The organism is Bradyrhizobium sp. UFLA06-24 (assembly GCF_054967145.1).
In genome coordinates, this window is the sequence record NZ_JADFUE010000007.1 from 65,302 (window position 1) to 89,952 (window position 24,651).

The 24,651-nt window shown below is 64.5% G+C and carries 26 protein-coding genes; 10 read left to right on the top strand and 16 right to left on the bottom strand.

The genetic code is table 11. The annotated features are described in order from the left end of the window. Positions 1–23 precede the first annotated feature (23 nt). The 4 genes from IF809_RS08530 to fliD form a co-directional block, all read right to left on the bottom strand. Positions 24–692, bottom strand: coding sequence for a flagellar hook assembly protein FlgD (locus tag IF809_RS08530; RefSeq protein ID WP_462837357.1), 669 nt, complete (start codon positions 690–692; stop codon positions 24–26). Positions 693–955: 263 nt separating this feature from the next. Then, positions 956–1,228 (bottom strand): hypothetical protein, encoded by a 273-nt coding sequence (locus IF809_RS08535; protein ID WP_128964529.1) that lies wholly within the window; start codon positions 1,226–1,228, stop codon positions 956–958. Positions 1,229–1,399: 171 nt separating this feature from the next. Then, positions 1,400–1,828 carry a flagellar export chaperone FliS gene (locus IF809_RS08540; RefSeq protein WP_462837358.1) on the bottom strand — a complete coding sequence of 143 codons (429 nt, stop codon included), beginning with the start codon at positions 1,826–1,828 and terminating at the stop codon, positions 1,400–1,402. Continuing rightward, entirely contained in the window at positions 1,828–3,462 is a 1,635-nt protein-coding gene (gene fliD, locus IF809_RS08545) for a flagellar filament capping protein FliD (RefSeq protein ID WP_462837359.1), read from the bottom strand. The genes IF809_RS08540 and fliD overlap by 1 nt, the downstream gene beginning before the upstream one ends. Between fliD and IF809_RS08550 the strand changes: the two genes are divergently transcribed. Continuing rightward, entirely contained in the window at positions 3,383–3,604 is a 222-nt protein-coding gene (locus IF809_RS08550; RefSeq protein WP_244659270.1) for a hypothetical protein, read from the top strand. The genes fliD and IF809_RS08550 overlap by 80 nt on opposite strands. Here the strand turns inward: IF809_RS08550 and IF809_RS08555 are convergent. Together IF809_RS08555 and IF809_RS08560 are read right to left on the bottom strand one after the other, a co-directional pair. Continuing rightward, on the bottom strand, positions 3,601–4,425 hold the full coding sequence (locus tag IF809_RS08555; protein ID WP_128964526.1) for a flagellin: 825 nt from the start codon (positions 4,423–4,425) through the stop codon (positions 3,601–3,603). The genes IF809_RS08550 and IF809_RS08555 overlap by 4 nt on opposite strands. A 138-nt stretch (positions 4,426–4,563) precedes the next feature. After that, the gene (locus IF809_RS08560; protein WP_128964525.1) at positions 4,564–5,262 is read right to left on the bottom strand and encodes an RNA polymerase sigma factor; all 699 of its coding nucleotides are present in this window, start codon (positions 5,260–5,262) and stop codon (positions 4,564–4,566) included. A gap of 510 nt (positions 5,263–5,772) precedes the next feature. Between IF809_RS08560 and IF809_RS08565 the strand changes: the two genes are divergently transcribed. The 3 genes from IF809_RS08565 to IF809_RS08575 all read left to right on the top strand — a co-directional run bounded on the left by IF809_RS08565 (position 5,773) and on the right by IF809_RS08575 (position 10,137). Beyond that, a complete protein-coding gene (locus IF809_RS08565) occupies positions 5,773–8,187 on the top strand; it encodes a hypothetical protein (RefSeq protein ID WP_462837360.1) in 2,415 nt (804 codons plus the stop codon). An 80-nt stretch (positions 8,188–8,267) separates the two neighbouring features. After that, a complete protein-coding gene (locus tag IF809_RS08570; protein WP_462837361.1) occupies positions 8,268–9,587 on the top strand; it encodes a hypothetical protein in 1,320 nt (439 codons plus the stop codon). Positions 9,588–9,600: 13 nt separating this feature from the next. Then, positions 9,601–10,137: a hypothetical protein gene (locus tag IF809_RS08575; protein ID WP_462837362.1), complete on the top strand. Its 537-nt coding sequence runs from the start codon at positions 9,601–9,603 to the stop codon at positions 10,135–10,137. Between the two features lie 61 nt (positions 10,138–10,198). Here IF809_RS08575 and IF809_RS08580 read toward each other — a convergent pair whose 3' ends face one another. Beyond that, complete coding sequence (locus IF809_RS08580) at positions 10,199–11,365, bottom strand: acyl-CoA dehydrogenase family protein (RefSeq protein WP_092297474.1); 1,167 nt, start codon at positions 11,363–11,365, stop codon at positions 10,199–10,201. 216 nt (positions 11,366–11,581) lie between these two features. On the opposite strand from IF809_RS08580, the gene IF809_RS08585 reads away from it, so the two are divergent. Beyond that, positions 11,582–12,433, top strand: coding sequence for an HpcH/HpaI aldolase/citrate lyase family protein (locus IF809_RS08585; RefSeq protein WP_462837416.1), 852 nt, complete (start codon positions 11,582–11,584; stop codon positions 12,431–12,433). Positions 12,434–12,442: 9 nt separating this feature from the next. Here IF809_RS08585 and IF809_RS08590 read toward each other — a convergent pair whose 3' ends face one another. Together IF809_RS08590 and IF809_RS08595 are read right to left on the bottom strand one after the other, a co-directional pair. Continuing rightward, the gene (locus IF809_RS08590; protein ID WP_462837363.1) at positions 12,443–12,853 is read right to left on the bottom strand and encodes a hypothetical protein; all 411 of its coding nucleotides are present in this window, start codon (positions 12,851–12,853) and stop codon (positions 12,443–12,445) included. A 133-nt stretch (positions 12,854–12,986) separates the two neighbouring features. Further along, positions 12,987–13,778, bottom strand: a complete 792-nt coding sequence (locus IF809_RS08595; RefSeq protein ID WP_128964519.1) for a fumarylacetoacetate hydrolase family protein — start codon at positions 13,776–13,778, stop codon at positions 12,987–12,989. A 206-nt stretch (positions 13,779–13,984) separates the two neighbouring features. Here IF809_RS08595 and IF809_RS08600 point away from each other — a divergent pair, with 206 nt between their 5' ends. Further along, the gene (locus tag IF809_RS08600; RefSeq protein ID WP_462837364.1) at positions 13,985–14,203 is read left to right on the top strand and encodes a hypothetical protein; all 219 of its coding nucleotides are present in this window, start codon (positions 13,985–13,987) and stop codon (positions 14,201–14,203) included. After that, positions 14,200–14,376: a hypothetical protein gene (locus IF809_RS08605; RefSeq protein WP_462837365.1), complete on the top strand. Its 177-nt coding sequence runs from the start codon at positions 14,200–14,202 to the stop codon at positions 14,374–14,376. The genes IF809_RS08600 and IF809_RS08605 overlap by 4 nt, the downstream gene beginning before the upstream one ends. Before the next feature lie 226 nt (positions 14,377–14,602). Here IF809_RS08605 and IF809_RS08610 read toward each other — a convergent pair whose 3' ends face one another. The 5 genes from IF809_RS08610 to IF809_RS08630 all read right to left on the bottom strand — a co-directional run bounded on the left by IF809_RS08610 (position 14,603) and on the right by IF809_RS08630 (position 18,836). After that, positions 14,603–15,718: a trypsin-like peptidase domain-containing protein gene (locus IF809_RS08610; protein WP_462837366.1), complete on the bottom strand. Its 1,116-nt coding sequence runs from the start codon at positions 15,716–15,718 to the stop codon at positions 14,603–14,605. Between the two features lie 151 nt (positions 15,719–15,869). Continuing rightward, positions 15,870–16,205 carry a hypothetical protein gene (locus tag IF809_RS08615; RefSeq protein WP_128964516.1) on the bottom strand — a complete coding sequence of 112 codons (336 nt, stop codon included), beginning with the start codon at positions 16,203–16,205 and terminating at the stop codon, positions 15,870–15,872. Positions 16,206–16,291: 86 nt separating this feature from the next. Then, positions 16,292–16,783: an Hsp20/alpha crystallin family protein gene (locus tag IF809_RS08620; protein WP_462837367.1), complete on the bottom strand. Its 492-nt coding sequence runs from the start codon at positions 16,781–16,783 to the stop codon at positions 16,292–16,294. A gap of 74 nt (positions 16,784–16,857) precedes the next feature. After that, positions 16,858–17,319: an Hsp20 family protein gene (locus IF809_RS08625; protein WP_128964514.1), complete on the bottom strand. Its 462-nt coding sequence runs from the start codon at positions 17,317–17,319 to the stop codon at positions 16,858–16,860. Between the two features lie 215 nt (positions 17,320–17,534). Then, the gene (locus IF809_RS08630; RefSeq protein ID WP_462837368.1) at positions 17,535–18,836 is read right to left on the bottom strand and encodes an MFS transporter; all 1,302 of its coding nucleotides are present in this window, start codon (positions 18,834–18,836) and stop codon (positions 17,535–17,537) included. Between the two features lie 369 nt (positions 18,837–19,205). Between IF809_RS08630 and IF809_RS08635 the strand changes: the two genes are divergently transcribed. From IF809_RS08635 to IF809_RS08645, 3 genes are all read left to right on the top strand, one after another. Further along, positions 19,206–20,420 carry an ABC transporter substrate-binding protein gene (locus IF809_RS08635; RefSeq protein WP_128964511.1) on the top strand — a complete coding sequence of 405 codons (1,215 nt, stop codon included), beginning with the start codon at positions 19,206–19,208 and terminating at the stop codon, positions 20,418–20,420. A gap of 8 nt (positions 20,421–20,428) precedes the next feature. Then, complete coding sequence (locus tag IF809_RS08640; RefSeq protein ID WP_462837369.1) at positions 20,429–22,162, top strand: FAD-dependent oxidoreductase; 1,734 nt, start codon at positions 20,429–20,431, stop codon at positions 22,160–22,162. Between the two features lie 98 nt (positions 22,163–22,260). Beyond that, the gene (locus tag IF809_RS08645) at positions 22,261–23,055 is read left to right on the top strand and encodes an IclR family transcriptional regulator (protein ID WP_128964509.1); all 795 of its coding nucleotides are present in this window, start codon (positions 22,261–22,263) and stop codon (positions 23,053–23,055) included. Positions 23,056–23,097: 42 nt separating this feature from the next. On the opposite strand, the gene IF809_RS08650 is transcribed toward IF809_RS08645, so the two are convergent. Continuing rightward, a complete protein-coding gene (locus tag IF809_RS08650; protein ID WP_462837370.1) occupies positions 23,098–23,802 on the bottom strand; it encodes a GntR family transcriptional regulator in 705 nt (234 codons plus the stop codon). Between the two features lie 105 nt (positions 23,803–23,907). After that, a complete protein-coding gene (locus tag IF809_RS08655; protein ID WP_462837371.1) occupies positions 23,908–24,651 on the bottom strand; it encodes an aspartate/glutamate racemase family protein in 744 nt (247 codons plus the stop codon).

The following is a 24,651-nucleotide window of genomic DNA, read 5'->3' on the forward strand; positions in this document are numbered from 1 at the left end:
TCCGAGGAGATCTGGACGCGGGATCAGGACGTGACGCCGATGATGTTGGAAGCGCTGACGGAGACGCCGTTCACCGTGAGCGAGGGCGTGGACGTCGAGGTGTCGATGCCGGTCACGGTACCGGTGACGGTCGTGTAATTGAGGACCGAGTTGCCGGCGCTGTCCGTCGCGGTGACCGAGATGGTGTACCGGCCGCCGTCAGCGAGCTGGGTGCCGCTCGAATTCTTGCCGTCCCAGGTGAAGGTGTTGGAACCGGAATTGCCGGTCCCCGTGCCGGTGTAGACCGTGTTGCCCGAAGAATCCTTGACGGTGATCGAAACGTCCGAGGCCGCCGATGACAGCGAGTAGCCGAACGTCGCCGAGCCGTTGCTCAGCGTCGACGTGTCGGTCTTCGCCTCGACGGTGTGGCCGATATAGTTGACCGAGTTCAGCGTCACGAGGCTCGAGAACGAGCTCGCGAGCGAGGTCAGGCTGGAGTTGATCGACTGCTGGGAGCTGAAATTGGCGTAGGAGGTGAGCTGATTGACGAGGTCGGTCGTCGAGGTCGCATTCAGCGGATCCTGATTCTGGAGCTCGCTGACGAGCAGGCTCAGGAAATCGCTGGACGTCAGCGTTGAGCTGGAGGAGGTGCTCGACGATGACGACGTCGCCGTGGTCGCGGTCGTTGCAGAACTCACTGCGGAAACTGTCATCAGGAACTCCGACCTTCCCGCGCGGCCGGCGACACGGATGCCGGTCAGCGCGCTTGAAATCTGTGTGCTGATGAAACGCGGGGGCGCGCGGATTCAGGCGCGGATTCGCCGCTGCGATAATCGCTTTCGATTCGGCAAAATCTGCCGCGTGCGCAGTGAGAGGCTATCTCGAGCCGATTTGCAGCGGCGATGGAGGCGTGCCCTCTCGCCCTGCTTGCGGGAGGGGTGAAGAGGCGCACATCAAAGTACAGAAGAAGAGCCGTTCAGCTCTCCGCCGTCTCGCCTTCGGTGCGCGGCTCTGCGGTGTCGCTCTTCATTTTCGCTGCCGCCGCCGCAATGCGATCAGTGAGGCCTTCGGGCGCTCGCACCGGGGGAGCGGCGAGGGCCTGGCGCAGAGCGCGCATCTCCTCCAGCAGGGCCTGGGCGGCGGAGGAATGCTTCAGCAGCTCTTCGGCGGGCAAGCGCCGGTCGTCGGGCCAGAGGGAAAGATCCTCGCCCAGCCGATCGATCAGTTGCTCAAACTCGGTGACGTCCATCGCCCGCCGATCCCGCCTCGGTCAGGCCGTCATAAAGCATTGCAAGTGGGGCGGAAACCGGTTTCCGACGGCCGCGTGCGCCAAAACCACCCGGAGCACTACGGAAACAGGCCCAAACGGCGGGACAGGCGATCGCGCGGAGGGTTCGCGGGCCCCGATGCCCCTCGCACTTCAGCCCATGCGGGCCGAATCAGCCGGCGCGGGCTTGCCGGCCCGCACTGTTGCGTCCACGTACTCCCAAGCCTCCCGCAGCTCGGTGAGGGCCGCAATGATCCGCCGAAAACTCTCGCGGACGTGCGGCCGTCCGAACGCCCTGTGGCTCGCCACGATCAGGCTGTTGTAGGTCTGGAACAGCCTCTCGGCGACCGCCCCGCCCCTGGTGAAGTCGAGATTGTGGCTGAGCCCGCGCAGGATCGCGGTCGCCTTCAGCAGATAGTCGTGCCCCTCCTCGAAGCGCCGCGCTTCCTGCGCCGCCAGCGATTTCTGGAGGAAGGTGATCGCGCCGCCGAGCAGCATCGAAACCGCCTTCAGCGGCGGCACGCTGGTAGCCGCGCCCCGATAGGCCTGATTGGCCATGTACGCCATCGGATTATGCATCATCAACCACTCGAGCTGGAGTTAAGCAGGGCCTTGAGATAGGTGAGCGTGTTGTTCGCGCTCGTGATCGCGGCCTGGTAATTCGCGTATTGGGTCTGGAGCTGCGACTGGTAGGCGGACGCCGCGCTGTCGATGTCGTCGACCTTCTGCTGAAGCTCGGTGTCGCGATCGGTCAGGTTCGTGATCAGCGTCTGCAGCGAGCCGGAGCTCGACGAATAGGTCTTGGACAGCTGATAGAGCTGCGTGGCGATGCCTGATGTCGAAGTCACGGTGATCGATTGCGACGTCGATCCCGAATAGCTGAAGGCCATGCCGGCATAGGCGGTTCCGGCGGCACCGATGATCGTGGTGCCGCTGACCGTAAACAGCGAGGAATCGCCCCCGACCGAGGCGGAGGTGAGATTCCCGGACGAATCCACTGTCAACTCCAGCGTGAAGGATTGTGGAGAGGTGCCGGTGTTGACGACGCTGAGCTGGCTCGACGAGGTCTTGGTCTGCGCCGACAACAGCGTGGTGACGCCGCTCAGATTGGTGCTGAGAACGTTTGACAGCGTCGAGGTGTCGAGCTCGAGCTCGTTCTTCTCGTTGAAGGACAGACCGAGGTCGGCCATGGTGAGCCCGCCCACGGTGCTGTTGAGCGCGTTCTGGAGCGAATCCATGATATCGCGCATGGTGCCGTCGCCGAATAGCACCGCGCTCGTATCCGCCGTGCCGTCCGAGGCCGTCGCCTGTTGCGCGATCACCGCGTCGCGGAACGTGTTGTAGTTGGTGACGAGGTTCTGGACCGCCGTCGAGATCTGGCTGGTGTCTGGCTCGATGCTGATGCTGAGCGATGCTCCGCTGGGCGTTGCCTGCAGCAGGTTGAAGGTCACGCCGGTCAACACGTCGGTGATGTCATTGGTATCCCGCGTCATCGAGATGCCATCGAGTGAGAATTTCGCCGCCTGCGATGTCTGCAGCACGTCGGCGAACGCACCGGTGCTGTCGGTCACGCCCAGCTTGTTCAGGATGTCGTCGCCTGATGTGCTGGAATAGCTGATGTCGGCGGCATCCTCGGTGCCCGACAGCACCATCTCGTACGACCCGCTCGACACCTGGACGATCGAGGCCTGCACGTTCGTGGTCGAGGTCTGGGCATTGATGGCGTCGACGACGTCCTGAAGCGACATCGTGCTTGTGACCGTGATATCTGCGGTGCTGCCGCTGCCGAGACCCAGCGAGAACGTGCCGGAATAGCCGAGCGCGCTGGTCTGGCTCGACTGCGAGGTTCCGACCACCTTCTGCGCCGTCGCGACCTGGCTGATCGTCAGCGTGTGGTCGCCGGTCGCCGCGCCGTTGCTGACTGACATCGAGAGCGCGGAGGACGCGCTGACGTCGCCGGTCGAGCTGATGGTCGCCGAGCGCGTGGCGAAGACGTTTGTGGCGAGCGAATTGACGACAGCCGTCGCGAGCGAGGATAGTCCGCTCGACAGCGTCGAGAGGTCCGTCTGGAGCGTCTGGTAGGCCGAGATCTTGGCCTCGTTGTTGGTAATGGTGGTCGAGATCGTCGTCGCCTGGGTGAGCTTGGCGTTCACCGCTGCGGTGATCAGCGCGCTCCAATCGACGCTGGACGACGTCGTGGTGCCGGTCGTGGTCACGGTGGCGGCGCTCGACGTGCTCGAGCTGGTCGACGCGGTGCTGGTGCTCGAACTGACTGACGTCACTGTGCTGCTGGATCCATCGCGAGGAGGACCGGACCGGCGTCACGCCGGCCCGGAAATCGTCAAGCCGGGCGCTTAGCCGAGCAGCTTGAGCAGATATTGCGGCATCTGGTTCGCCGCGGATTCGGCCGAGACCGCAGCCTGGGTCTTCACCTCGGCCGAGGACAGCGTGGCCTGCTCCGACGCGATATCGACGTCCTTGATCGCCGAATTCGCCGATTGCAGGTTCTGGGTCTGGGTCGAGATGGAATCGGACGAGAAGTTGAACCGCGATTCCTGCGCGCCGATGCTGGCGCGGGCGGCGGAAACCGTATCGATCGCGGTGTCCAGCACACTGAGCGCCGAGGTCGCGTCGGACAGCGAGCTGACGTCGAGCGAGGACACGCCGAGCGAAGACGACGTCAGGCTGGCGAGCTTGATCGTGATCGTGTCGGAGCCGGAGGAGCCGACCAGCACCGAGACACCCGAGGAGAACACGCTCGAGCCGTCCAGCAGGCTCTGGCTGGAATAGCGCGTGCCGGTCGAGATCGAATCGATTTCGCTCGTAAGCTGCGAGAATTCCGAGTTGATGTAGGCGCGGCTGGAGTCGGTCGTGGTGCCCGACGCGGACTCCGAAGCCAGCGACTTCATGCGGGCCAGGATGTCCGAGATGTTGGAGGCGCCGCCGTCGGCCGTCTGCAGGATCGCGGTCGCTTGCGAGGAGTTGGTTGCGGCCTGCTGCAGCGTGGTGACGTCCGACGAGATGCGGGTCGAGATCGCGAGGCCCGCCGCGTCGTCCGAGGCCGAGGTGATGCGCGAGCCGCTCGACAGCTTGGCGAGCGCGCTGCTCTCCTGCGCGGAATTGATGTTGAGGTAGCGGACCGCGGAGTTGGCCGCGGTATTGGTGGAGATTGCAGGCATTGGAAACTCCTGTGCTGATGGGCATTGCGTGCCGCATCGAAGACGATTGACGACGCGGACCGCAGCCCCGTCCGTTCGCTCAAACGGTGGAGCGCAAGGAGATCAGGCGCGAAAATTCTCGCGAGCGGGATTTTATGGTTAGCAATCGGTAAAGGCGGTGCGAATGTCGCGCTCGTGCTTGCGCAGCAGCTGACGCAGCTGCTGGCGCCCACGTTTGAGCAGGGACTCCACCGCCGCCACCGTGGTGTCCATCACCTGGGCGATCTCGCCGTTGCTCATGTTCTCGTGGTAAGAGAAGATCACTGCGATGCGTTGCTGCTCGGGCAGCCGCTGCATCGCGAGCTCGAGCATATGATTCATCTCGTTGCGCTCGATGATCTCGACGGCGCCGGGCTGGCCATCGGCAACCTCAGGCACCGTCTCGACATTCTCGTTGCGCGGCTTGCGGCGCAGATCGATGCAGCGGTTGGAGATGACGCGATAGAGCCAGGTCGAGAATTTGGCGCGGCCGTGCTGCCAGCGGCCGCGATGGCTCCAGACCTTGAGCATGGTGTCCTGCACCACGTCCTCGGCATCCGCGGCATTGCCGACGATGCGCAGCGCGATTGCGTAGGCACGATCGATGTGACGCTCGACCAGCATGCGGAAAGCGGCTTCGTCGCCGAGCGCAAGCTTGTCCAGAAGCTCGCTGTCCTCGTCGTAGACCACATCGGCAGCATCGGGCGTGCTGTCCGGCGCCAGCGGCACCGACGGTGTCACGGACACGATCCCGTCAGCCGGTAGCGCCGTCGTGATCTCGGCCTCCGCGGGAGTCCAGACATCGGCCGCGTAACTCATCCCGCAATCTCCAACCCGCAATGCCGGCGCACATGCCACACGGCTTCCAGGCGTTGAACGCGGCTCCAAAACAATCCAGGCGAAGAATTTTTGTTATTTTTCAAAATGTTAGCCGGTATGTTTTGCCGAGTATCGGGCAATAATTGCCGGGCGCGCGATCCCCTCGCGCATCGCACCGGCAATCATCACATCGTCTCGCGCCATGGCGGATCAATCATCCTGAGCAGATGTCGTTGAGAGAAAACGCTGACATTACGCGGCACTAGGTGATCAAACGCGATGCGCGCGAAGCGCACCAGGAAGCGATTGTTTCCGAGTGTGAATGAACGCGAGACGTTTCACGCACTCGGCAATTTTTTCCGAATCACCTTTTTCGAACCTAGCGATTTTTTTGAATCTGTCAGTCGCGACGAGCGCGTTTTTGAATCGCGCGCGAGTTTTTTTCGCGTGCATGCCGCCTGACTTGGTGAGGATGCACGTTAATTGATCTGATTGGCGGGGACTGTGCACATGACGATCGCAACGGCCGGCGCGCAGCGGCGCGCGCAAATTGTTTCTGCCTGGTCGTTCGATGTTTTCGATACATTTCTGCTGCGCGCCTGCACGACGCCGGATGGCGTATTTGAAAGGACTTACGAGCTCTCCGGCATTTCACGGACATGTCCTGATGTTTCCGCAAGTTTCGTTCAGCATCGTATCCAGGCCGAAGCACGCGCGCGAAGAACCGCGAAGCAGACGCGCGGCACGGGCGAAGTTCGCATCGATGAAATCTATTCCGGCTTTCCGTTCAGGCTGTTCGGCCTTGCGCGGCATCATCTGACCGATCTCATCGAATCGGAATTTGCAGCCGAGCTCGAGCTCTGTCGCGCTAATCCGGACATGGTCGGGAAATATCTGGACATGAAACGTGCCGGGCATCCCGTCGGGTTCATCTCCGACACCTATTGGGATTCTGATCGGCTGGCGCGGCTGCTGCGCGCGTGCTGCCCCGGACTGAGCTGGGACTTCCTCTACGCCTCCTGCGACCACGGCAGCGGCAAGGGCGAAGCGCTGTTCGCAAAATATCTGTCAGAGCAGGCGATCGATGCCGGCGCCTCCTTCCACGTCGGCGACAACGACAGGGTGGATGTCAGGGGCGCGAAGCGCCACGGCATTCGTCCGCGTTATTATCCGCAGGCGACGCCGCAGCTGGCTTCCAAGTTCCAGCGCGAGACGGCGCTGTTCGAATTGCTGTGCGGCGGTGCGCCGTCCAGGCTCGATCACGGCGCGCGGACCTTGCGGCGCGTGGTCGCCGCGCGCAGCGCCGAGAAGTCTCCGGCCTCTCATCTCGGCATGACCGTGCTCGGCCCTGTCATGACGGCCTTCGACGCCTTCATCGCCCGGCGGTGCCAGGAGGTCGCGGGCCCCGGCCGAAAAGTCGCCCTCGCCTTCCTCGGTCGCGACGGCTTCTTGCCGCACCGGATCTGGCAGGAATTGCACGGCGCCATATCGGCCTACCTCGAGATCAACCGGCGCGTCAGCCTGATCGCCTCGGCCGACACCATGCAGCCGCTCATCGACCTTCTCAGCAAGGTGTTGAAGATCGACGCGCCGACATTCGGCGACATGATGAAGTTCCTGCCGCGGAAAGTCGCTTTGTTCTTCGCGGGGTATCCCAATGGAATAGCGCCGGGCGAGGATCTCGCCAAAGCGCTGCCGGAACTGATGGATGCCAACGAGATTGTCGGCCTCGCTGCGGATTTACGCACACGGCTGCTGGCTTATCTGCGTCACACCGTCCCTGAGTTCGACTCTTGTACCGACCTCGTGCTCGCGGACCTCGGTTATTCCGGCAGCGTGCAGAAGGCGCTGCGCCGCGTCTTCGAGATGGAGGGCATCAGGATCCGCCTCCATGGCACCTATCTGCTCTCGCTCGACGATGCTTTCGACGATATTGCCGAAGAAGACAGCGCGGAAGGCTTCATCTCCGATCTCGTGGTGACGCCGCATATCAAGCGCATGCTGATCCGCAATGTCGCACTGCTGGAGCAGATCTGCTGCTCCGCCGATGGCTCGGTCCGGGACTATGACAATGGCCGGGTGCTGCGCGAGATCAATCCGCGCCCCGCCAGCCAGGTCGCGCTTGCCGCGGAAATTCAGGCAGGCAGCATCGCCTTTGCGAAGAGTGCCGGCGATGCCGCGCTCGACTTGCGTCTCGATCCCTACACGGCGCCCGACGTGGCGGCGCGCTGGTGCGCGGCGACGTTGGCACGTTTGCTGTTGCTGCCTGACGAGGACGAACTGGCGCTGCTCGGCGGATTGAAGCACGACGTCAATCTCGGCACGCATGCGCTGGCTCCGATGATCGACAGCGACTTCGTCCGCCGGCAGATAACCGCCCGGGGCGTCTCCGCCGCCTGCACGTCGGCGGCACCGCCGATGTGGCTTGCCGGCAGCTTTGCAAGCCTGTCGCCATCGAACGCCTATCTCTACGCGCTGTTCGGCGCCAACCGTCTGCCCGCTGATGTCTTCGAGGAGAGCCCCTGCGGCCAGGTCCAGGTCGGGTTGTTCCGCACCGACGCCGAAGCGACGCTGGAAACCGCAACCCTCTACCGCACCGGCCTCGGCGAGCTGCGCTTGCGTATTCCGGTCTCGCGCGCCATGGGCATCACCATGATCGCGCTGCCGCTGCCGAAATTTGCTCCCGAAGGCCTGCTTCTTGGCGTAACCATCCAATCCGCCGACGACGTCAGCGACGCAGCCGAGAGCCAGGAGGTGGTCGGCATCCCCACTGAGAGCCTCGTCTATGCCGGCATGCAGCGGACCGGCTCGCATTATCGTGTCGAGACCGAAGATGCCTGCCTGCTGATTCCGACGGTTCCGATGACGCAGGATATCGCGATCTATTCGGTCGCGATCAACCCGCTCGGCTCCTGCCTCAAATAGTGCGCCTGATCGCACCGTCCCGGCCGTTCAAATCCAAGGGCTGGCCCGAGGGCCGGGCGGTGACGCGAGGGGACACGGAATTGACTGAGGGGACGCACGCAAACCTTGATGACCTCCTGCAATCCGGCGGCATCCGGCTTGGCCGCGCCCAACGCCAACGCCTCGACTGGCTGACCGGGCAGTATGGCGCGCCGACGCTCGACGACAGCGGCGGTATCAGGCATAACGGCGTGGTTATTCTGAAGGAGCCGCCCAGCGGCGCGGCCGCCGAGCTCTTCTACCGCTCGCTCAATCCCGCCTCTGCCGTCGTCATTGCCTCGAGCGAAAACCCCGGCTTCGACTTCCTCAAATCCAAGCTGACCGAGTTCGGCACCGTCGGCCCCTGCGGGGTGGATGGCCCGCACGAGATGTGGTGGGGCGGCATCGGCTGGTCGAAATTCCACGCCGCCGCTGCTGCCTGCACCCTCCGCCCACGGGTCGTCTCTTGCTACCCGCGCGGCAGCGACGCGGCGGCGGCCTTCGCGCTCCGGCATTCGCTCGAGCGGTTTGGTCTCGCCAGTCACATCGAGCCGATCGACGCCCAGCTCGGCGATCGCCTGCTCTGCTTCGAGAAAGCGGAGTTCATGCTGCGCATGTGGAATAGGTATCGCGAGCCGCTGCTGTTCGTCGAGGCCGGCGCCGTGCTCCGCGAGGCCCCGCTGCTGCCGTGCTTTCTCGGCTGCGACGTCGCGCTCCACAAATGGAACCGCTGGGAGATGTCGGCGCGGACGCTCTATATCGGCCGCACCAGTGCTGCGGAGATGCTGCTGCGGACGTGGCAGCATCTCGCCGCATCCTACCCTGCGATCTGGGAAGGCTATCTGCTCGATCAGGCCTGGAGCCTGACCTCCTCGCAGGTGCCGCTCGACACGGTATGGCTGCCGCGCTCCTATCATGCCCTCGCGGGCGATCTCGGCGCGATGCGCGCCACGGTGCTGCACGGCGAGCAGACCACGACGCTCGATCTCGGGCCCGATCCTGCCTTTGCGGGCCTGGTGCGCACCGCCCGCCGCGCCGGCCGCACCGGCGCGCGCGATGCCTTTCTGGTGATGACGTCGAAAGCCGAAGCGGACAAGGGCATCGCCGTCATCCTGCGCGACATCTCGGCCACCAACGCCGGCGCGGTTGCCGCCACTGTGGAGGCCGTGACCGGCGCCTATGCCGCCGATTGCGGCGGCTACGGCCGCCTCGAGCTGTCGCTCTGCGCCTGGCAGGACGACGTGGGCGCGGCGCGCGAGGCGGCGACTCAGGCCCGCTACCGCATCCTGGAGATCGCGCCGGGACAGCACATCGCCAACGACTTCTTTGCCCACCACGCGGCCGACGATTCCGTCATGACCGCCCGCCATCTCTTCCCCTGAGGACCATCGCGCGATGCTCAAGACCATCATCCTGCTCACCGACACCGTGCAACAGCAGCAGCCGCTGGCCAATCTGCTTCGCGAGCACAATCGCGAACTCGCCTTCTGCTCCGCGCTGCGCGCCCAGGACCTCAGCGCCATCGAACCGGAGATTCTGGGCGAGGCACGTTTGGTGTCCTTTGCCGCCGATGTCGCGGTCCCCGAGAAATTCCTGCTGCAGCTCGGCTACGGCGCCTACAAGTTCTACGCCGCGCCGACGCAATATCCGGGGCTGCCGTCGCCACCGGACGAGAACGATGAGGCCCCGAGCTGCTACTCCGTGATCGCGCAATCGATGATGATCTGGCCGGATTTCAAGAAGGTGGTGGGCCTCGAAACCGTGACGATTCCTGATGGAACGGTTGCCGCCGAGCGCGAGCGGCTGGTGTTCAGCCGCCTCGCCCATTTGTTCTGGCGGATATCCGACATGATTGCCGGCGGCGCTGAGGAGCTTCCGGGCATCATCGGGGCCAACGACAGTCAACGCCCGTCACTCTCAATGATGAACTGAGCTGGCGCGGGGCGTCGTCACCGTCTCCATATGGGCGACGGTCCGGCTGGTGCCATCAGATCTAGTAAGATTTCGCCAGCCCCAGCACCTTTTCCGCGATGAAGCTGAGCGCAAGCTGCGGGCTGACCGGCGCGATGCGCGGGATCAGGACTTCGCGCAAATAGCGCTCGACGTGGAATTCCTTGGCATAGCCGAAGCCGCCATGGGTCATCACGGCCTGCTCGCAGGCCGAGAAGCCGGCTTCGCCCGCGAGATATTTCGCGGCATTGGCCGCAGCACCGCAAGGCATGCCCTTGTCGTATTGCCACGCCGCCGACATCACCATCAGCCAGGCCGCCTCGAGCTCGACCCAGTTCACCGCCAGCGGATGCTGGATGCCTTGATTCTTGCCGATCGGCCGGTTGAACACGGTGCGCGTCTTGGCGTATTCGGTCGCGCGCGACAACGCGAGCTTGCCGAGACCGACGGCTTCGGCCGCGATCAGGATGCGCTCGGGGTTCATGCCCTCGAGGATGTACTGGAAGCCTTTGCCTTCTTCGCCGATGCGGTCCTCCATCGGGATCTCGAAATCCTCGAAGAACAGCTCGTTGGAATCCACGATCTTGCGCCCCATCTTCTCGATCTCGTGGACCTTGATCCTGTTGCGGTCGAAATCGGTGTAGAACAGGCTGAGGCCGTGGGTCGGCGAGCGCACCTCCTCCAGCGGCGTGGTGCGCGCCAGGAGCAGGATCTTGTGCGCGACCTGTGCGGTGGAGATCCAGACCTTCTGGCCGTTGACGATGTAGCGGTCGTTCTTGGCGACCGCGCGGGTCTTGAGCTGGGTGGTATTGAGGCCGGTATTGGGCTCGGTGACGGCGAAGCAGGCCTTCTCACGGCCTTCGACCATCGGCGGCAGCATGCGCCTGCGCTGCTCCTCGGTGCCGAACACGACGACCGGATTGAGTCCGAACACGTTGATGTGCACCGCGGAGGCGCCGGACATGCCGGCACCTGATTCCGCGATGGTCCGCATCATGATCGCAGCTTCGGTGATGCCGAGACCGGAGCCGCCGTACTCCTCCGGCACGCAGATGCCGAGCCAGCCGGCATCGGCCAATGCCTTGTGGAAATCGTGCGGGAAGCCGCCGTCGTGGTCCTTCTTCAGCCAATAGGCATCGGGAAAGCCTTCGCAGATCTTGGCGATGGCGTCGCGAATGGCTTCCTGTTGATCGGTGAGCGCGAAATCCATGTTCTTGTCCCACCCTCCCGAGCATTCCCTGGGTTCGAAGACTGAGTAGATAGACGTGAATTTGTCTGTCAAGTGCGTGTATGATGCAAAGCGTCATGCGGCGCGAAGCAACGGGCGCGCCGTTATTTCGCAGGGAGGAAAGCGCGATGGCAGGGCCTTGTTTCGAGGATTTTTCAAATGCCGCCGCATGGCGATGATGCACGAGAGGCCGGTCTGATGCGCTCCATGCTGTTCGTGCCGGGCGATTCCCCGCGCAAATTCGCGAAGGCGAGCGAAGGCAAGGCCGACGCGCTGATCATCGATCTCGAGGATTCCGTCGTCACCGACAAGAAGCCGGAGGCGCGCAGCCTGACGCTGGAGATGTTGAAGAGCCGCCCGGGCCCGCACCAGTTCTATGTCCGCGTCAACGCGCTCGACACCGGCATGACGCTGACCGATCTCGCCGCGGTAATGCCGGGCCGGCCGGACGGCATCGTGCTGCCGAAATCGCAAGGCGGCGACGACGTGCGAAAGGTCGCGGCCTGGCTCGAAGCGCTCGAGGCGGCATCAGGCATCGCGGTGGGCACAACGCGGATCGTCTGCGTCGCCACCGAAACCGCGAGTTCGATCTTCGGTCTCGGCAGCTACAAGAACTGCTCCCCTCGCCTCGCCGGCCTGATGTGGGGCGCGGAAGATCTCTCGGCCTCACTCGGCGCCACCGAAAAGGCCACCGGCGGCGTATTCCATAGCCCCTATCGGCTGGCGCGCGATCTCTGCTTGATGGCGGCGGCCGCGGCGGAGGTCGCAGCGATCGACACCGTCTATACCGACATCGACAATCTCGCAGGCCTCGAGCAGGAAACGCGCGCGGCGCGGCGCGATGGGTTTTCGGCGAAAGCGCTGATCCACCCCAAGCACGTCGACATCGTCAACGCGGCATTCGAGCCGACCGAGGCCGAGCGCATCTGGGCGGAGAAGGTGATCGCGGCGTTCGCGAGTAGTCCGAACTCCGGCACGCTGCGGCTCGACGGCCAGATGATCGACAAGCCACACCTTCGTGCCGCGCAGAAGATCCTCAGCCGGAGCTAGGGCCTCGCTCTACTCGAATCCCTGAACGGGCGGCATCGTGGTCTCCGCGGGCGCCGCTTGAGCCGGCTGCGCCGCGGGGGCGGCCTGCACCGGCGGATTGCTTGCAGCTCTCATCTGACCGTTGGCTTCCATCGCCTGGCGCGTGCGCGGCGGAGCGCTGGCCGCGGCAACGGGGGACGCCTCGCGACGCGAGGGCTGCCGATGTCTTGCCGACCGCGACGAGCCTCTCAAGCCCCATGATCTCGCGATCGAAGGTCCGGCGGTATAGCCGATCACCGCGCCCGCGACGGCACCGACCGGACCGAGCACGACAGCACCGGACACGGCGCCCAACGCCGCAGAACCGGCGCGCTCTTGCGCAATTGCGCTAGCCGGCTCGCCAGCCAGCAGCAGGATGGCAATGATCAGAGCCCTGTTCATCGAAGCATCTCCCTCATGGGAGATCACTCTTATTCAAATATGGCCACAGCGGGTTTGTTTATGGCCCAAGACGGGGCAATCGCCGATGGAACCCGAGCCTGCGCTCCCGGTTCCCGGCGGCGGCCCGCGCGCGCTAGACGATCTTGATCGACATGTCAGGCAGGCCTTCGAGCTTGCACAGAAGCACGTCGCCCTTCACCACCGGGCCGACATTCTCCGGCGTGCCGGAATAGATGATGTCGCCGGCCTTGAGCTCGAACGCTTCCGACAGCTTTGCGATCTGCTCGGCGACGCTCCAGATCATCTTGCTGAGGTCCGAGTTCTGCCGCACCGTGCCGTTGACGGCGAGCGAGATCGCGCCCTTCTCGAAATGGCCGGTCTTGGTCGCGGGATGGATCGGGCCGAGCACCGCGGCGTGATCGAAGCTCTTGCCGATCTCCCACGGCTTCTTCTCCGCGGCCATGCCGTTCTGGAGATCGCGCCGGGTCATGTCGAGGCCCAGCGCGTAGCCATAGACATGGTCGAGCGCCTTGTCGGCCGGGATGTTGGTGCCGCCTGACTTCAGCGCGGCGACCAGCTCGACCTCGTGATGATAGTTCTTGGTCAGCGACGGATAGGGATGATCGGCGACCTCCCCGATTGCCACGTTCTGGATCGCGTCGGTCGGCTTCTGGAAGAAGAACGGGGGCTCGCGGTTCGGATCCGAGCCGCGCTCGATCGCGTGCGCGGCATAGTTGCGGCCGATGCAGTAGATGCGGCGGACCTGAAACACCTGGCTCTCGCCGACGATCGGGATCGTCACCATGGGCACCGGAAAGATCGGCTTGGGTGCGGCCTGTGCTGCGGCCGGCGTTGCTTCGGCGATACCCGCCGCGGTCATCGCGGCTGCGGCGGTCAGCACGCTACGGCGGCTGGTTCTTGTCATGGCGTCACTCCCTGCATTTCGCCGATCGTTGTCGGCGACAGTCATAGAGCCAATCGAGGGCCGCGCCAATGCTCGCACACGGCACCATGGCACGCGCGCTAACCTCTTGACACGCAATTCCGGCCGCCTATTTTTTTCGCCGAGAAAGCTCGCTTTCTCGCTCTCAAAAATCAAGGAATCAAACGCGACCGTCTGGAGAGACGACGATGCTCGATGAGAATCTGGCCCGCATTCGTGCGCACCGCAACAACATCCACCGCTACCGGCGGCTGCTCAAGACCAGGCTGTCGGAGCTGGAGCGTCATTTCATCGAGAGACGGCTTGCAGAGGAGCGGTCGGCGCTCGAGGGCTTGAGCGCGACGACCTTCCCCGTGGCTTTCGCTGCGACCCATGCGCCGATCGATGTGCGGGGAGCGGTGCAATGATCAGCCAGCGAGAGCTGCTCATCCGCGGCAGCGAGAAAGTCATCGGCCATTACGAGCTTCTGCTTGCAAGCGCGAAAAGCGAGCACGAGCGCGAGCTCTTCCGGCAACGCATAGAACGCGAGCGCCGGTTGATCCGGGACCTGCAGGACGGGCTGGATCACCGCGCGGCCTGAGCGGCTGATGAAATTGGGCTGGATCGGGCTCACCTCTCCCCGGAGGGGAGAGGTCGGATTGCTCCCCCGGCGATGCAAAGCATCGTCCAGAGCAATCCGGGTGAGGGGCCGCAGCAATCGCTGAGACTGTAACCCCTCACCCGGATCGCATCTTACGATGCGATCCGACCTCTCCCTTCGGGAGAGGTGCCTCGGGGCGCCGATCGAACTTGATCTCATCGCGCTTTTAGCGGACGAGGCGACCGGGGCCTGCGAGCGCACTGCTCGATTCCGTCGCAGGCGCCACCCTGACGACAACCGCGAACGGCACACCGTTGCGCAGCCCGGCGAGCTTCACATCCTCGCCGATGCGCGCGAGGCCGATCGTATTGCGGAGCTGGGCGGCGGTGCGGATCGGACGATCATCCGCTCTGGTGATGATATCGCCTTTCCGCAAGCCCGCTTTGTCGGCGGGCGAATCCGCCGCGATCTCGGCGATGACGGCGCCTTCGGTCAGCCCTCTGTTGACCGATGGATGTGGCTCCCTCAGCGAGACGCCGATACGGCCGCGCTCCACCCGGCCATTGGCAATGATCTGCTCCATCACCTTGCGCGCCATGTTGACGGGAATCGCAAAGCCGATGCCGACATTGCCGCCGGCGGGCGAGATGATCGCGGAATTGATGCCGACGAGTTCGCCGCGCAGGCTGACCAGCGCCCCGCCGGAATTGCCGGGATTGATCGCGGCATCGGTCTGGATGAAATCCTCATAACCCTGCTTGCCGAGCCCGGTCCGGCCGAGCGCGCTGACGAGACCGGACGTAACCGTCTGACCGAGGCCGAAGGGATTGCCGATCGCGAGCACGAAGTCGCCGACCTCCAGCGCGTCGCTGTCGCCGAAGGCGAGCGCCTTGAGCCCGGCCGGGCTCTGGAGCTGGAGCACCGCGATATCAGTGGGCGGATCGCGCCCGATAACCCTCGCGGAAAACTGCCTGCCGTTCTTGGTCGTGACCTGCACGGCGGAGGTGCCTTCGACCACGTGATTGTTGGTCAGCACGTAGCCGCGCTGGGCATCGACAATCACGCCGGAGCCGGTCGCGCTGACCTCCTTCTCGATCTGGCGGGGTACGTCGAAGAATTCACGAAACACCGGGTCGCGATAGAGCGGATTGTCCTCGCGCACCCGGCCGTGGACCGAGATGTTGACGACGGCCGGCGTCACCTGACGCACCAGCGGCGCCAAGGTCGGCACCGAGCCGCCGGTCTTGAAATCGGGGATTTGGCCGGCGGCAGGCTGCGACGCCGTGAGCGTCAGCACCAGCATCGCCAGCAAGAACGGACGCACAGCACGCATCGTCATCACCTGCCACCTTGCCTCGGATCGAATGGAAGACTTTGGCCTCAGCTCTCGCCACGTGGCGTGGCGACAAGGCCCTGCAGAGCCAGAAACGGAACAGCCCAGGCCGCCGAGACCTGGCCGAGCAGCACGAGTCCGAGAACGGTCTGCGTGAGCATCATGCACTTCGCCCCTCTACGGCGGCCCATGGCCGCCGCAGCCGCATCGGGACGCCGCCGCCGCGCGGCGGGTCGTCATTGTCGTTGTCCCCGTCGAGCTTGCGCAAGGCAGCCAGGATCTCGACGAGCCGGACCGTATGGCTCATGCCGGGAATCTCGCGCAGGCCAGGACAGGATTCCACCGCATACATGTCGGACGCCCAGGACGACAGGATGATGCGCTTCTCCGGCGTCGAGAGCTCCTGCGCATTCAGGACCTCGGCAGGCGAGTCGTAATGGGCGGCGGGATGAAACAGCGGATTGAGAGTGCCGGCATTGGCATTCACGTTGGTCATTGGCAGTGCCTCCCTCATGCTCCTTTCAAAGGGACGGGTTTGTTGACGAGGACGGCGGCGCCAGTCGCCGCCGCCCGGGTTTCACGTTAATGCGTGTTGATCGCGATGCGCTTGACGCCCTCGCGCGCCTTCTCGGATTTCGGCAGCGACACGGTCAGGACGCCATCCTTGAACGACGCCTCGGCCTTGTCCTCATCGACACCCTCCAGCGGGATCTGCCGCTCGAAGGCGCCGTAGTAGCGCTCGGTGAAGTACCGGCCTTCGCCGTTGCGCTCCGCCTTCTTCTCGCCGCGCACGGTCAGGACGCCGTTGGCAATCTCGACCTGGACGTCCTTCTCGTTGAGGCCGGGAAGCTCGGCCGAGACGGTCACCGTCTTGTCGGTCTCGCCGAGTTCGACCTTCGGCCAGCCGAAGCGGCCTTCCATCAGCGGCGACAGGCCGGTCCCGCCGAATCCGCGAAAGACGTCGTCGAACAGACGGTTCATTTCGCGATGCAGCATCAGGAAGGGATCGAAATTGTCGCGCGCAGGCGCAAGCTCCTGTTTTCCAGACCAGGGAATGAGGTCACGAAAAGCCATGGTTCTCTCCTTGATGCATCGGGGAGCGCGGCGCGCTTCGCACGCCGCGTTCCGCCACTGGACCGATTGAGCGCTCAGGCTGCTTTCTTCTGCTCGATCTGCGATGCCGCAGGAGTGCCACCCGCGATCGGAATCCGTCGCGGCTTCATGGCTTCCGGAACCTCGCGGACGAGGTCGATGATCAAAAGACCATCCTGGAAGGAGGCCTGCTTGACCTGGACATAGTCGGCGAGATTGAACACGCGCCGGAACGGACGCGCGGCGATGCCTTGGTACAGGTATTCACGCGCAGCAGTCTCGGGCTTCCGGCCCTCGATGGTGAGCGCGTTCTGCTCGGCCGTCACCGTGATGTCGCTGGCGCCGAAACCCGCCACGGCAAGGCTGATCCGGTAGTGATCTTCGCCGGAACGTTCGATGTTGTAGGGGGGATAGTTGTCCTCGGTCGCCTGGCGCAGCGTGCTGTCGACGAGGTCGGCCAGGTGGTCGAAGCCGATGGTGGAACGCCACAGGGGCGCAAAGTCGAAACTGGTCCTCATAACCAAGTCCTCCTGAGAGCAAGATGGATACGAAGGAGCGCAGGACAGGGTATCAGACAGGGTCCGAAGACCGGCCCGGCGCCCGCGCCGGACCCGATCTGGCGCCCGGCACACCGCTCTCGCGGCGAAAAACGACTTAGAAAAACCGCCGGCGATTTCAAGGGACCCCTCCAAAAAAATTTTGGGGCCGCGGAGGGACGACGGAGCAATGGTTTTCAGGATCTTAATCCCTCGCGGGCGGTCTCCGGCGCCAGCAAAGTCGCGACGATGGTGACGATCGAGAGCGCGACGATGTAGAGCGACACCGGCCAGTAGGTGCCGGCCCAGGCCAGCAGCGCGGCCGCGATCAGCGGGGAGAAGCCGCCGCTCAAGGCGGCTGCGACATTTGCGCCGAGCGAGGCGCCGCTGTAGCGCACCTGGGTGCGGAACAGCTCCGGCATGAAGGCGGCCTTGGGCCCGAACAGCAGCGCATGCGTCAGCGTCATGGTGACGACCAGCGCCAGCGTGATCAGCACCGGCTCCCTGGTGTCGAGGAACCAGAACAGCGGAAACGCCAGCGCCACCGAGAACACGCCGCCGGCGAGATAGAGCGCCTTGCGGCCGAAGATGTCGGAGAGCCAGCCGGCCAGCGGCAGCGTCGCGAACTCGACGAGCGCGGCATAGACCACCGCATTCAGGATCACCTGGCGCGGCAGGCCGAGTTTCGTCGTGGCATAGACCACGGTGAAGACGGTGAGGAGATAAGCGAGCCCGACTTCCGACACCGTGATGCCGATCGCGAGCAGAAAGCTGCGCCAGTCGCGCCGCAGAACGTCCCAGACCGGCTGCGCCAAGACTTCCTTGCGCTCGACCACGGCCTTGAAGTGCGGCGTCTCGGCGAGCCTCATGCGCACGATGAAACCGACGCCGACCAGCAGAATGCTGATCCAGAACGGCACGCGCCAACCCCAGCTGAGGAAGTCGGCCTCGGGCAGTTGCGTCATCAGTCCGAAGATGCCGGTGGAAGCCGCGACGCCGACGGGAAAGCCAATCTGCACCAAGCTGCCGTAGAAGCCGCGCCTCGAGCCCGTATGCTCGACCACCATGACCACTGCGCCGCTCCATTCGCCGCCAAGGCCGATGCCCTGCACGAAGCGCAGGATCACCAGCAGGATCGGCGCCCACACGCCGATCTGGCTGTAGGTCGGCAGGCAGCCGATCAGGAAAGTGCCGAGCCCCATCGCGATCATGGTCGCGACCAGCATGGTCTTGCGGCCGAGCCGGTCGCCATAATGCCCGATGATCGCGCCGCCGATCGGCCGCGCGACGAAGCCGACCGCATAGGTCGAGAACGCCGCCAGCGTGCCGACAAAGGGATCGAAGCTCGGGAAGAACAGCTTGTTGAGCACGAGTGCGGCCGCGGTGCCGTAGATCAGGAAGTCGTACCACTCGATCGCAGTGCCGAGCGCGCTCGCCCACACCACATGCGCCGTCGTCGACCTCTCCGCCGCAGCGGAGACCCCCGTTGCTGCCGCCATGCCATCCGCCCCTTATTCCAGCGGGCATCATGGCCAATCGCAATAAAGGTTGCAACTTGCGAGGGTGTTGCACGCCGCCGAGATCACCGTGCGGGATTTTCCCGTCGCTTCTCTCACAACGCCCGTCATTGCCAGGAGCTCTTGCGACGAAGCAATCCAGGATGTCTCCGCGAAAACAGTCTGGATTGCTTCGCTTCGCTCGCAATGACGGCTGTTGAGACAACAGTGCACCCCTCTCCGCAAGTCCTCGCGGCAGCCATGGAGGCCCAGCTAGCCACTCTTCGTTATTGACAAACTAATTTGCTAATATCTAACTTAGCCTCAGAACAACCGGCCGCATCCAAGCGGCCCAAAGAAGAGGGAACGACGATGAGAGGGCTTTTGGCCTGCGCCATGCTCGCGGCCATGACTTCAGCTGCCGTGACCACGGCCGCCACCGCGCAAGTCTCCGACGACGTGGTGCGAATCGGCGTGCTGACGGATCTGTCGAGCTGGGGTCGCGACAATTCCGGGCCGGGCTCGGTCGAGGCGGCCAAGATGGCGGTGGAAGAGTTCGGGCCGACCGTGCTCGGCAAGCCGATCGAGATCATCAGCGCCGACCATCAGATGAAGACCGACGTCGGCGTGAATATCGTGCGCGGCTGGTTCGACAACGGCAAGGTCGACGCCGTCGTCGACATCCCCAATTCCGGCATTGCGATCGCCGTGCACAACATGGTGCGCGAGCGCAACAAGATCGCCCTGCTCTCCGGCCCCGGCGCCAGCTCGCTGACCGACGAGTTGTGCAGCCCGAACACCGTGCACTTCACCTACGACACCTACGCGCTGTCGAAGGTGACGGCCTCGGCCGTGATCAAGGAAGGCGGCAAGTCCTGGTACTTCATCACGGCGGATTACGCCTTCGGCCAGCAGCTCGAGAAGGATGCCACGCGCTTCATCAACGAGATGGGCGGCAAGGTGCTCGGCGGCGTCAAGCATCCGACCAACACTGCCGACTTCTCCTCTTTCGCGCTGCAGGCACAGAGCTCGAAAGCCGACGTCGTCGCCTTCGCCAATGCCGGCCAGGACACCGACAACGCCATCAAGCAGTCCGGCGAGTTCGGCCTGGTCCAGGGCGGCCAGAAGCTCGTCGGCCTCCTGATGTTCGATACTGACGTGCACGCCATCGGCCTGAAGGCCGCGCAGGGCACCTACATGACCACGGCCTCCTACTGGAACATGGACGAGGCAACCCGTGCCTGGTCGAAGAAATTCTTTGCACGCACCAACGTGATGCCGACCATGATCCACACCGGTGTCTACGGCTCGGTGCTGCATTATCTCAAGGCCATCAAGGCCGCAGGCACCGACGATCCGGCCAAGGTGATGGCGAAGATGCGCGAGCTGCCGATCGAGGATACATTCGTCCATGGCGGCAAGTTGCGCGAGGACGGCCGCGTCATCCGCGACATGTACCTGGCCAAGGTCAAGACGCCCGAGCAGTCCAAGGAGCCCTGGGACTATCTGGAGATCATCAAGACCGTGAAGGGCGAGGACGCCTTCCGCCCGGTCTCCGAATCCAAATGCCCACTCCTGAAGAAGTGAGGTGAGACATGACCGGCAGCGAGCAGAGCGCAATTGAAACTTACGAATGCGACGTGCTCGTCGCCGGATCTGGCTGCTCCGGCATGTCGGCCGCGATCACTGCGAGATATCGCGGCCTCGACGTGCTTGTTGTCGAGAAGGAGCCGCGGTTCGGCGGCACCACCGCCCGTTCCGGCGGCTGGCTGTGGATTCCCGGCACCTCGCTGGCGAAGGCCTATGGCATCCAGGAAACACCGGAGCAGGCCCGCACCTATCTGCGGCACGAGGCCGGCAACAATTTCGACGCCGCGCGCGTCGATGCGTTTTTGTCCGCAGGCCCCGAAGCGGTCGACTTCTTCACCACCAAGACCGCGCTCCGCTTCGACATGCCGCTGGTGTTTCCGGATTACCATGCCGAAGCGCCCGGCGGCGCGCAGGGCGGCCGCTCCATGGTGACGCGCCCGTTCGACGGTCGCGAGCTCGGCGATCAGATCAAGGTGCTCGGCATGCCGCTGCCCGAGCTCACCGTGTTCGGCATGATGCTGGGCTCCGGCAAGGAGATCATCCACTTCATGCGGGTGACGAAGTCGCTGACGTCGGCGGTGTACGTCGCCAAGCGCTTGTCGCGGCATTTGATGGACGTGCTGCGCTACGGCCGCGGCATGACGCTCACCAACGGCAATGCGCTGGCCGGGCGCCTCGCCAAGTCTGCCCAGGATCTGAAGATCCCGATGTGGCTGTCCTCGCCGGTGCGCGAGCTCACGGTCGAGAACGGCGCGGTCACCGGCGCGATCGTCTCGCGCGAGGGGCGCGACGTCCGTGTCCGGGCACGGCAAGGCGTCGTGCTCGCCTGCGGCGGCTTCCCGCATGATGTCGAACGGCGCAAGAAGATGTTCCCGCACGCGCCGACCGGCCAGGAGCATTATTCGCCTGGGCCGACCGGCAATACCGGCGACGGTTTGCGCCTCGCCGAGAACGCGGGCGGACATGTCGAGGATCGGCTGCCGAACGCAGCAGCCTGGGTGCCGGTCTCGCTGACCACGCGCAAGGACGGCTCGAAGGGCGCGATGCCGCATTTCATCGACCGCGCCAAACCGGGCGTGATCGCTGTGATGCGCGACGGCAAGCGTTTTGCCAACGAAGGCAATTCCTATCACGACTTCGTCCAAGCCATGATCAAAGCGGCCAAGCCGGGCGAGGAGATCGCGGCCTACCTCGTTTGCGATCACAAGACGCTCCGGAAATACGGTCTCGGCTGCGTGCCGCCCTTCCCGATGCCGCTGGGTCATCACCTCAATACCGGTTATCTCATGCGCGGCGACACGCTGGAGGCGCTGGCGGCAAAGGCCGGCATCGACGCGAAAGCGTTCACCGAAACCGTCAGGCAATTCAATGCGACCGCACCGCTGGGCCAAGACGCGGCCTTCGGCAAGGGCTCCAAAGCCTATAATCGCTATCAAGGCGACGCGCTGCACGGCCCCAACCCCTGCGTTGCGCCGATCGAGCGTGGTCCATTCTACGCCATCAAGATGATGATCGGCGATCTCGGCACCTATGCCGGCATCGTCACCGACGAGAACGCCCGGGCGCTCGACGCCGAGGGCCGGGTGATTCCCGGGCTCTATGCCGCCGGTAACGACATGGCGAGCATCATGGGCGGCAATTATCCGGGCGCCGGCATCACGCTTGGGCCGGCGCTGACCTTCGGCTACATTGCCGGCCGTCATCTCGCCGACAGCGCCGCCAAGCGCGACGCGGCGTAAAGCATGATCCGGACCCGAAGGGCCGCGTTAGCGCAAAGTGCGCAGCGGTTTTCCGAAAAGAGCATGCTCAAACGAGAACTCAGGCGCATCGGAGGCGCATGAAGCGAGAAAGCCGCGGCATTCAGTCGATCGAGGTCGGCGGAGAATTGCTCCGCGCGCTCGCCAGATGCGGCGAGCCGATGATGCTGCGCGATCTCGCCCGCGAGGCCGGCATGACGCCGGCCAAGGCCCATCCTTATCTCGCCAGCTTCTCCCGCATCGGCCTGATCGAGCAGGACGAGACCACCGGCCGCTACGAAATCGGCGCGCTGGCGCTCGAGCTCGGCCTGATCAGCCTGCGTCGTCTCTCGGGCGTCCGCATCGCGCGGCCGAAGATCGCCGCGCTCGCGAGCCAGATCGGGCATGCGGTCTCGCTTGCGGTGTGGGGCACGCATGGCCCGACCGTGGTGCAGATCGAAGAGCCGGCCCAGCCTGTCCACATCGTGATGCGACCGGGCTCGGTGATGGCGTTGCTGGAGACCGCGACGGGACGCGCCTTCGCGGCGTTCCTGCCGGAGCAGACCATCAGTGCCGCGCTCGAGAGCGGGCTCGATCGCCAGGGCGTCGGCTACAATCCGAAGCGCGCGGTGAAAGGCGCCAAGGTCGCCGAGATGCTCACCGAGGTCCGCAAGCATGGCCTCGCCCGCGCCCTCGGCGATCCCCTGCCCGGCGTCAACGCATTCTCCGCCCCCGTGTTCGACCATTCCGGCCATGTCGCGCTGGTCATCACCGCGATGGGACCGGAAGGCACTTTCGACGCGCACTGGGACAGCCCGATCGCTCATGCCTTGCGGGAATGTGCGGGCGGCATTTCGAAGCGGCTGGGTTACGGGATGACGGCGGCGGCGGAGTAAGGGGCAAACCGGCCGCCTCACAACATGACGCCCTGCCGGACGTCAATTCGCCGCCGTTCGCGCCGCGGCCGGCATGTAGATCTGCGCGTAGCCTTCCTTGATCGCGGACGTGATCCGGTCGAGGCGGCGGTCGATGTGCTTCTCGAGCACCGACACGCAAGCCTCTTCGTCCCGCGCCTTCAGGCCTTCGATGACGGCCCGGTGCTCGGCTTGCGTCTTGGAGCGGTTGGTGCTGTCCATGTCGATCCAGCGTACGAAGCGGATGCGGGCGTTGACGTTGCGCAGGACGCGCAGCATCTCGGCATTGTCTGACATCGCCATCAGCCGCTCGTGGAACGTCTCGTCCAGCTCGACCAGCTCGATCGAGGAACGCTCGCCGGGATCGGGACCGGTGGCTTCGAGGAATTTCAAGAGCGCATCGATGTCCTCGTCCCTGGCGCGCTTGACGGCGAGGCGGACCGAGGCGACCTCGATCGATTTGCGCAGCTCGTAGAGATCGAAGATCTCGTGCGCGTCGAGCTCGCGGCAGAAGAAGCCCTTGCCCGGCGCGAAGCGCAGGAAACCTTCGGTGTTGAGACGGTTGAGCGCCTCGCGCAGCGGCGTACGGCTGACGCCGAGGCGCTTTGCCAGCTCGCCCTCGTTGAGCCGCTCACCCGGCTTGAATTCGTAGCTCACGGCCATCGCCTTGAGCTGCTCATAGACGCGATCGACGATACTATCGGAAGCCAGTTCCACGTTGCTCATCATCAGCTGCATTCATGCCCGAACACGGCGCAAATATACCGGGCCCGCGGCAACGATTGCAATTCAGACGAAAGCAGAGGTTGTAAAGCGCTGCGCGACAGCCGCAAATCAGGCGAACACGCGCGGGCGCAGTCCGGCATGAAACCAGGTGATCATGGAATAGATGTCGTAGACCGGCAGGCCGACCTCGGCCTGCAGCGCCGCCGCGTAGGGCGGCATGTTGGTGCATTCGAGCACGATAGCGCCGACGTCGGGGTTTTTGGCGACGAGCTCCTTGCCCGCCTCGACCACGTCGCGCTCCGCCTGCGCGATGTCCATGTCCTCCTTCTCGGCCTTGATCAGGACGCGGAAGAATTCCTTGCCGTGCTCGGTGCCGACCACAGGTGTATCGAGCGGCACGCCGGCGCCTTCGAGATGGGCCGGCGTCAGGGTCGAGCCTGATACGGTGACGAGACCGACGCGCTTGCCTGGCGGCAAAGTCGCCTGCACCCACGGCACCTGCATCAGCGAGGAGGTCGCAACGGGAACGCCGACGGCGGAGGCGATCTCCTTCTGGAACAGCGAGAGAAAGCCGCAATTGGTGGTGATCGCTTCGGCCCCGAGCCGCACCAGATCCCTCGCCGCGTCGATGAAGTCGGGCAGCAGCCCGGCCGCGCCCTTCAGCACCACCTTCTCCGGCGAGGCGCCGCTCACCACGCGATAGAGCACGGGGAATGGCCAGGTCGTGCCGTTGCCCATGTCGCCTTGGATGCGGGGAAAGCGCGCTTCCAGCATCAGGATGCCGAGCGGCGCGCCGTAAATGGCCTTGCCGCCGCGGGCGATGCGGGAGGTCGGATTGGCTGCGTTGCTCAT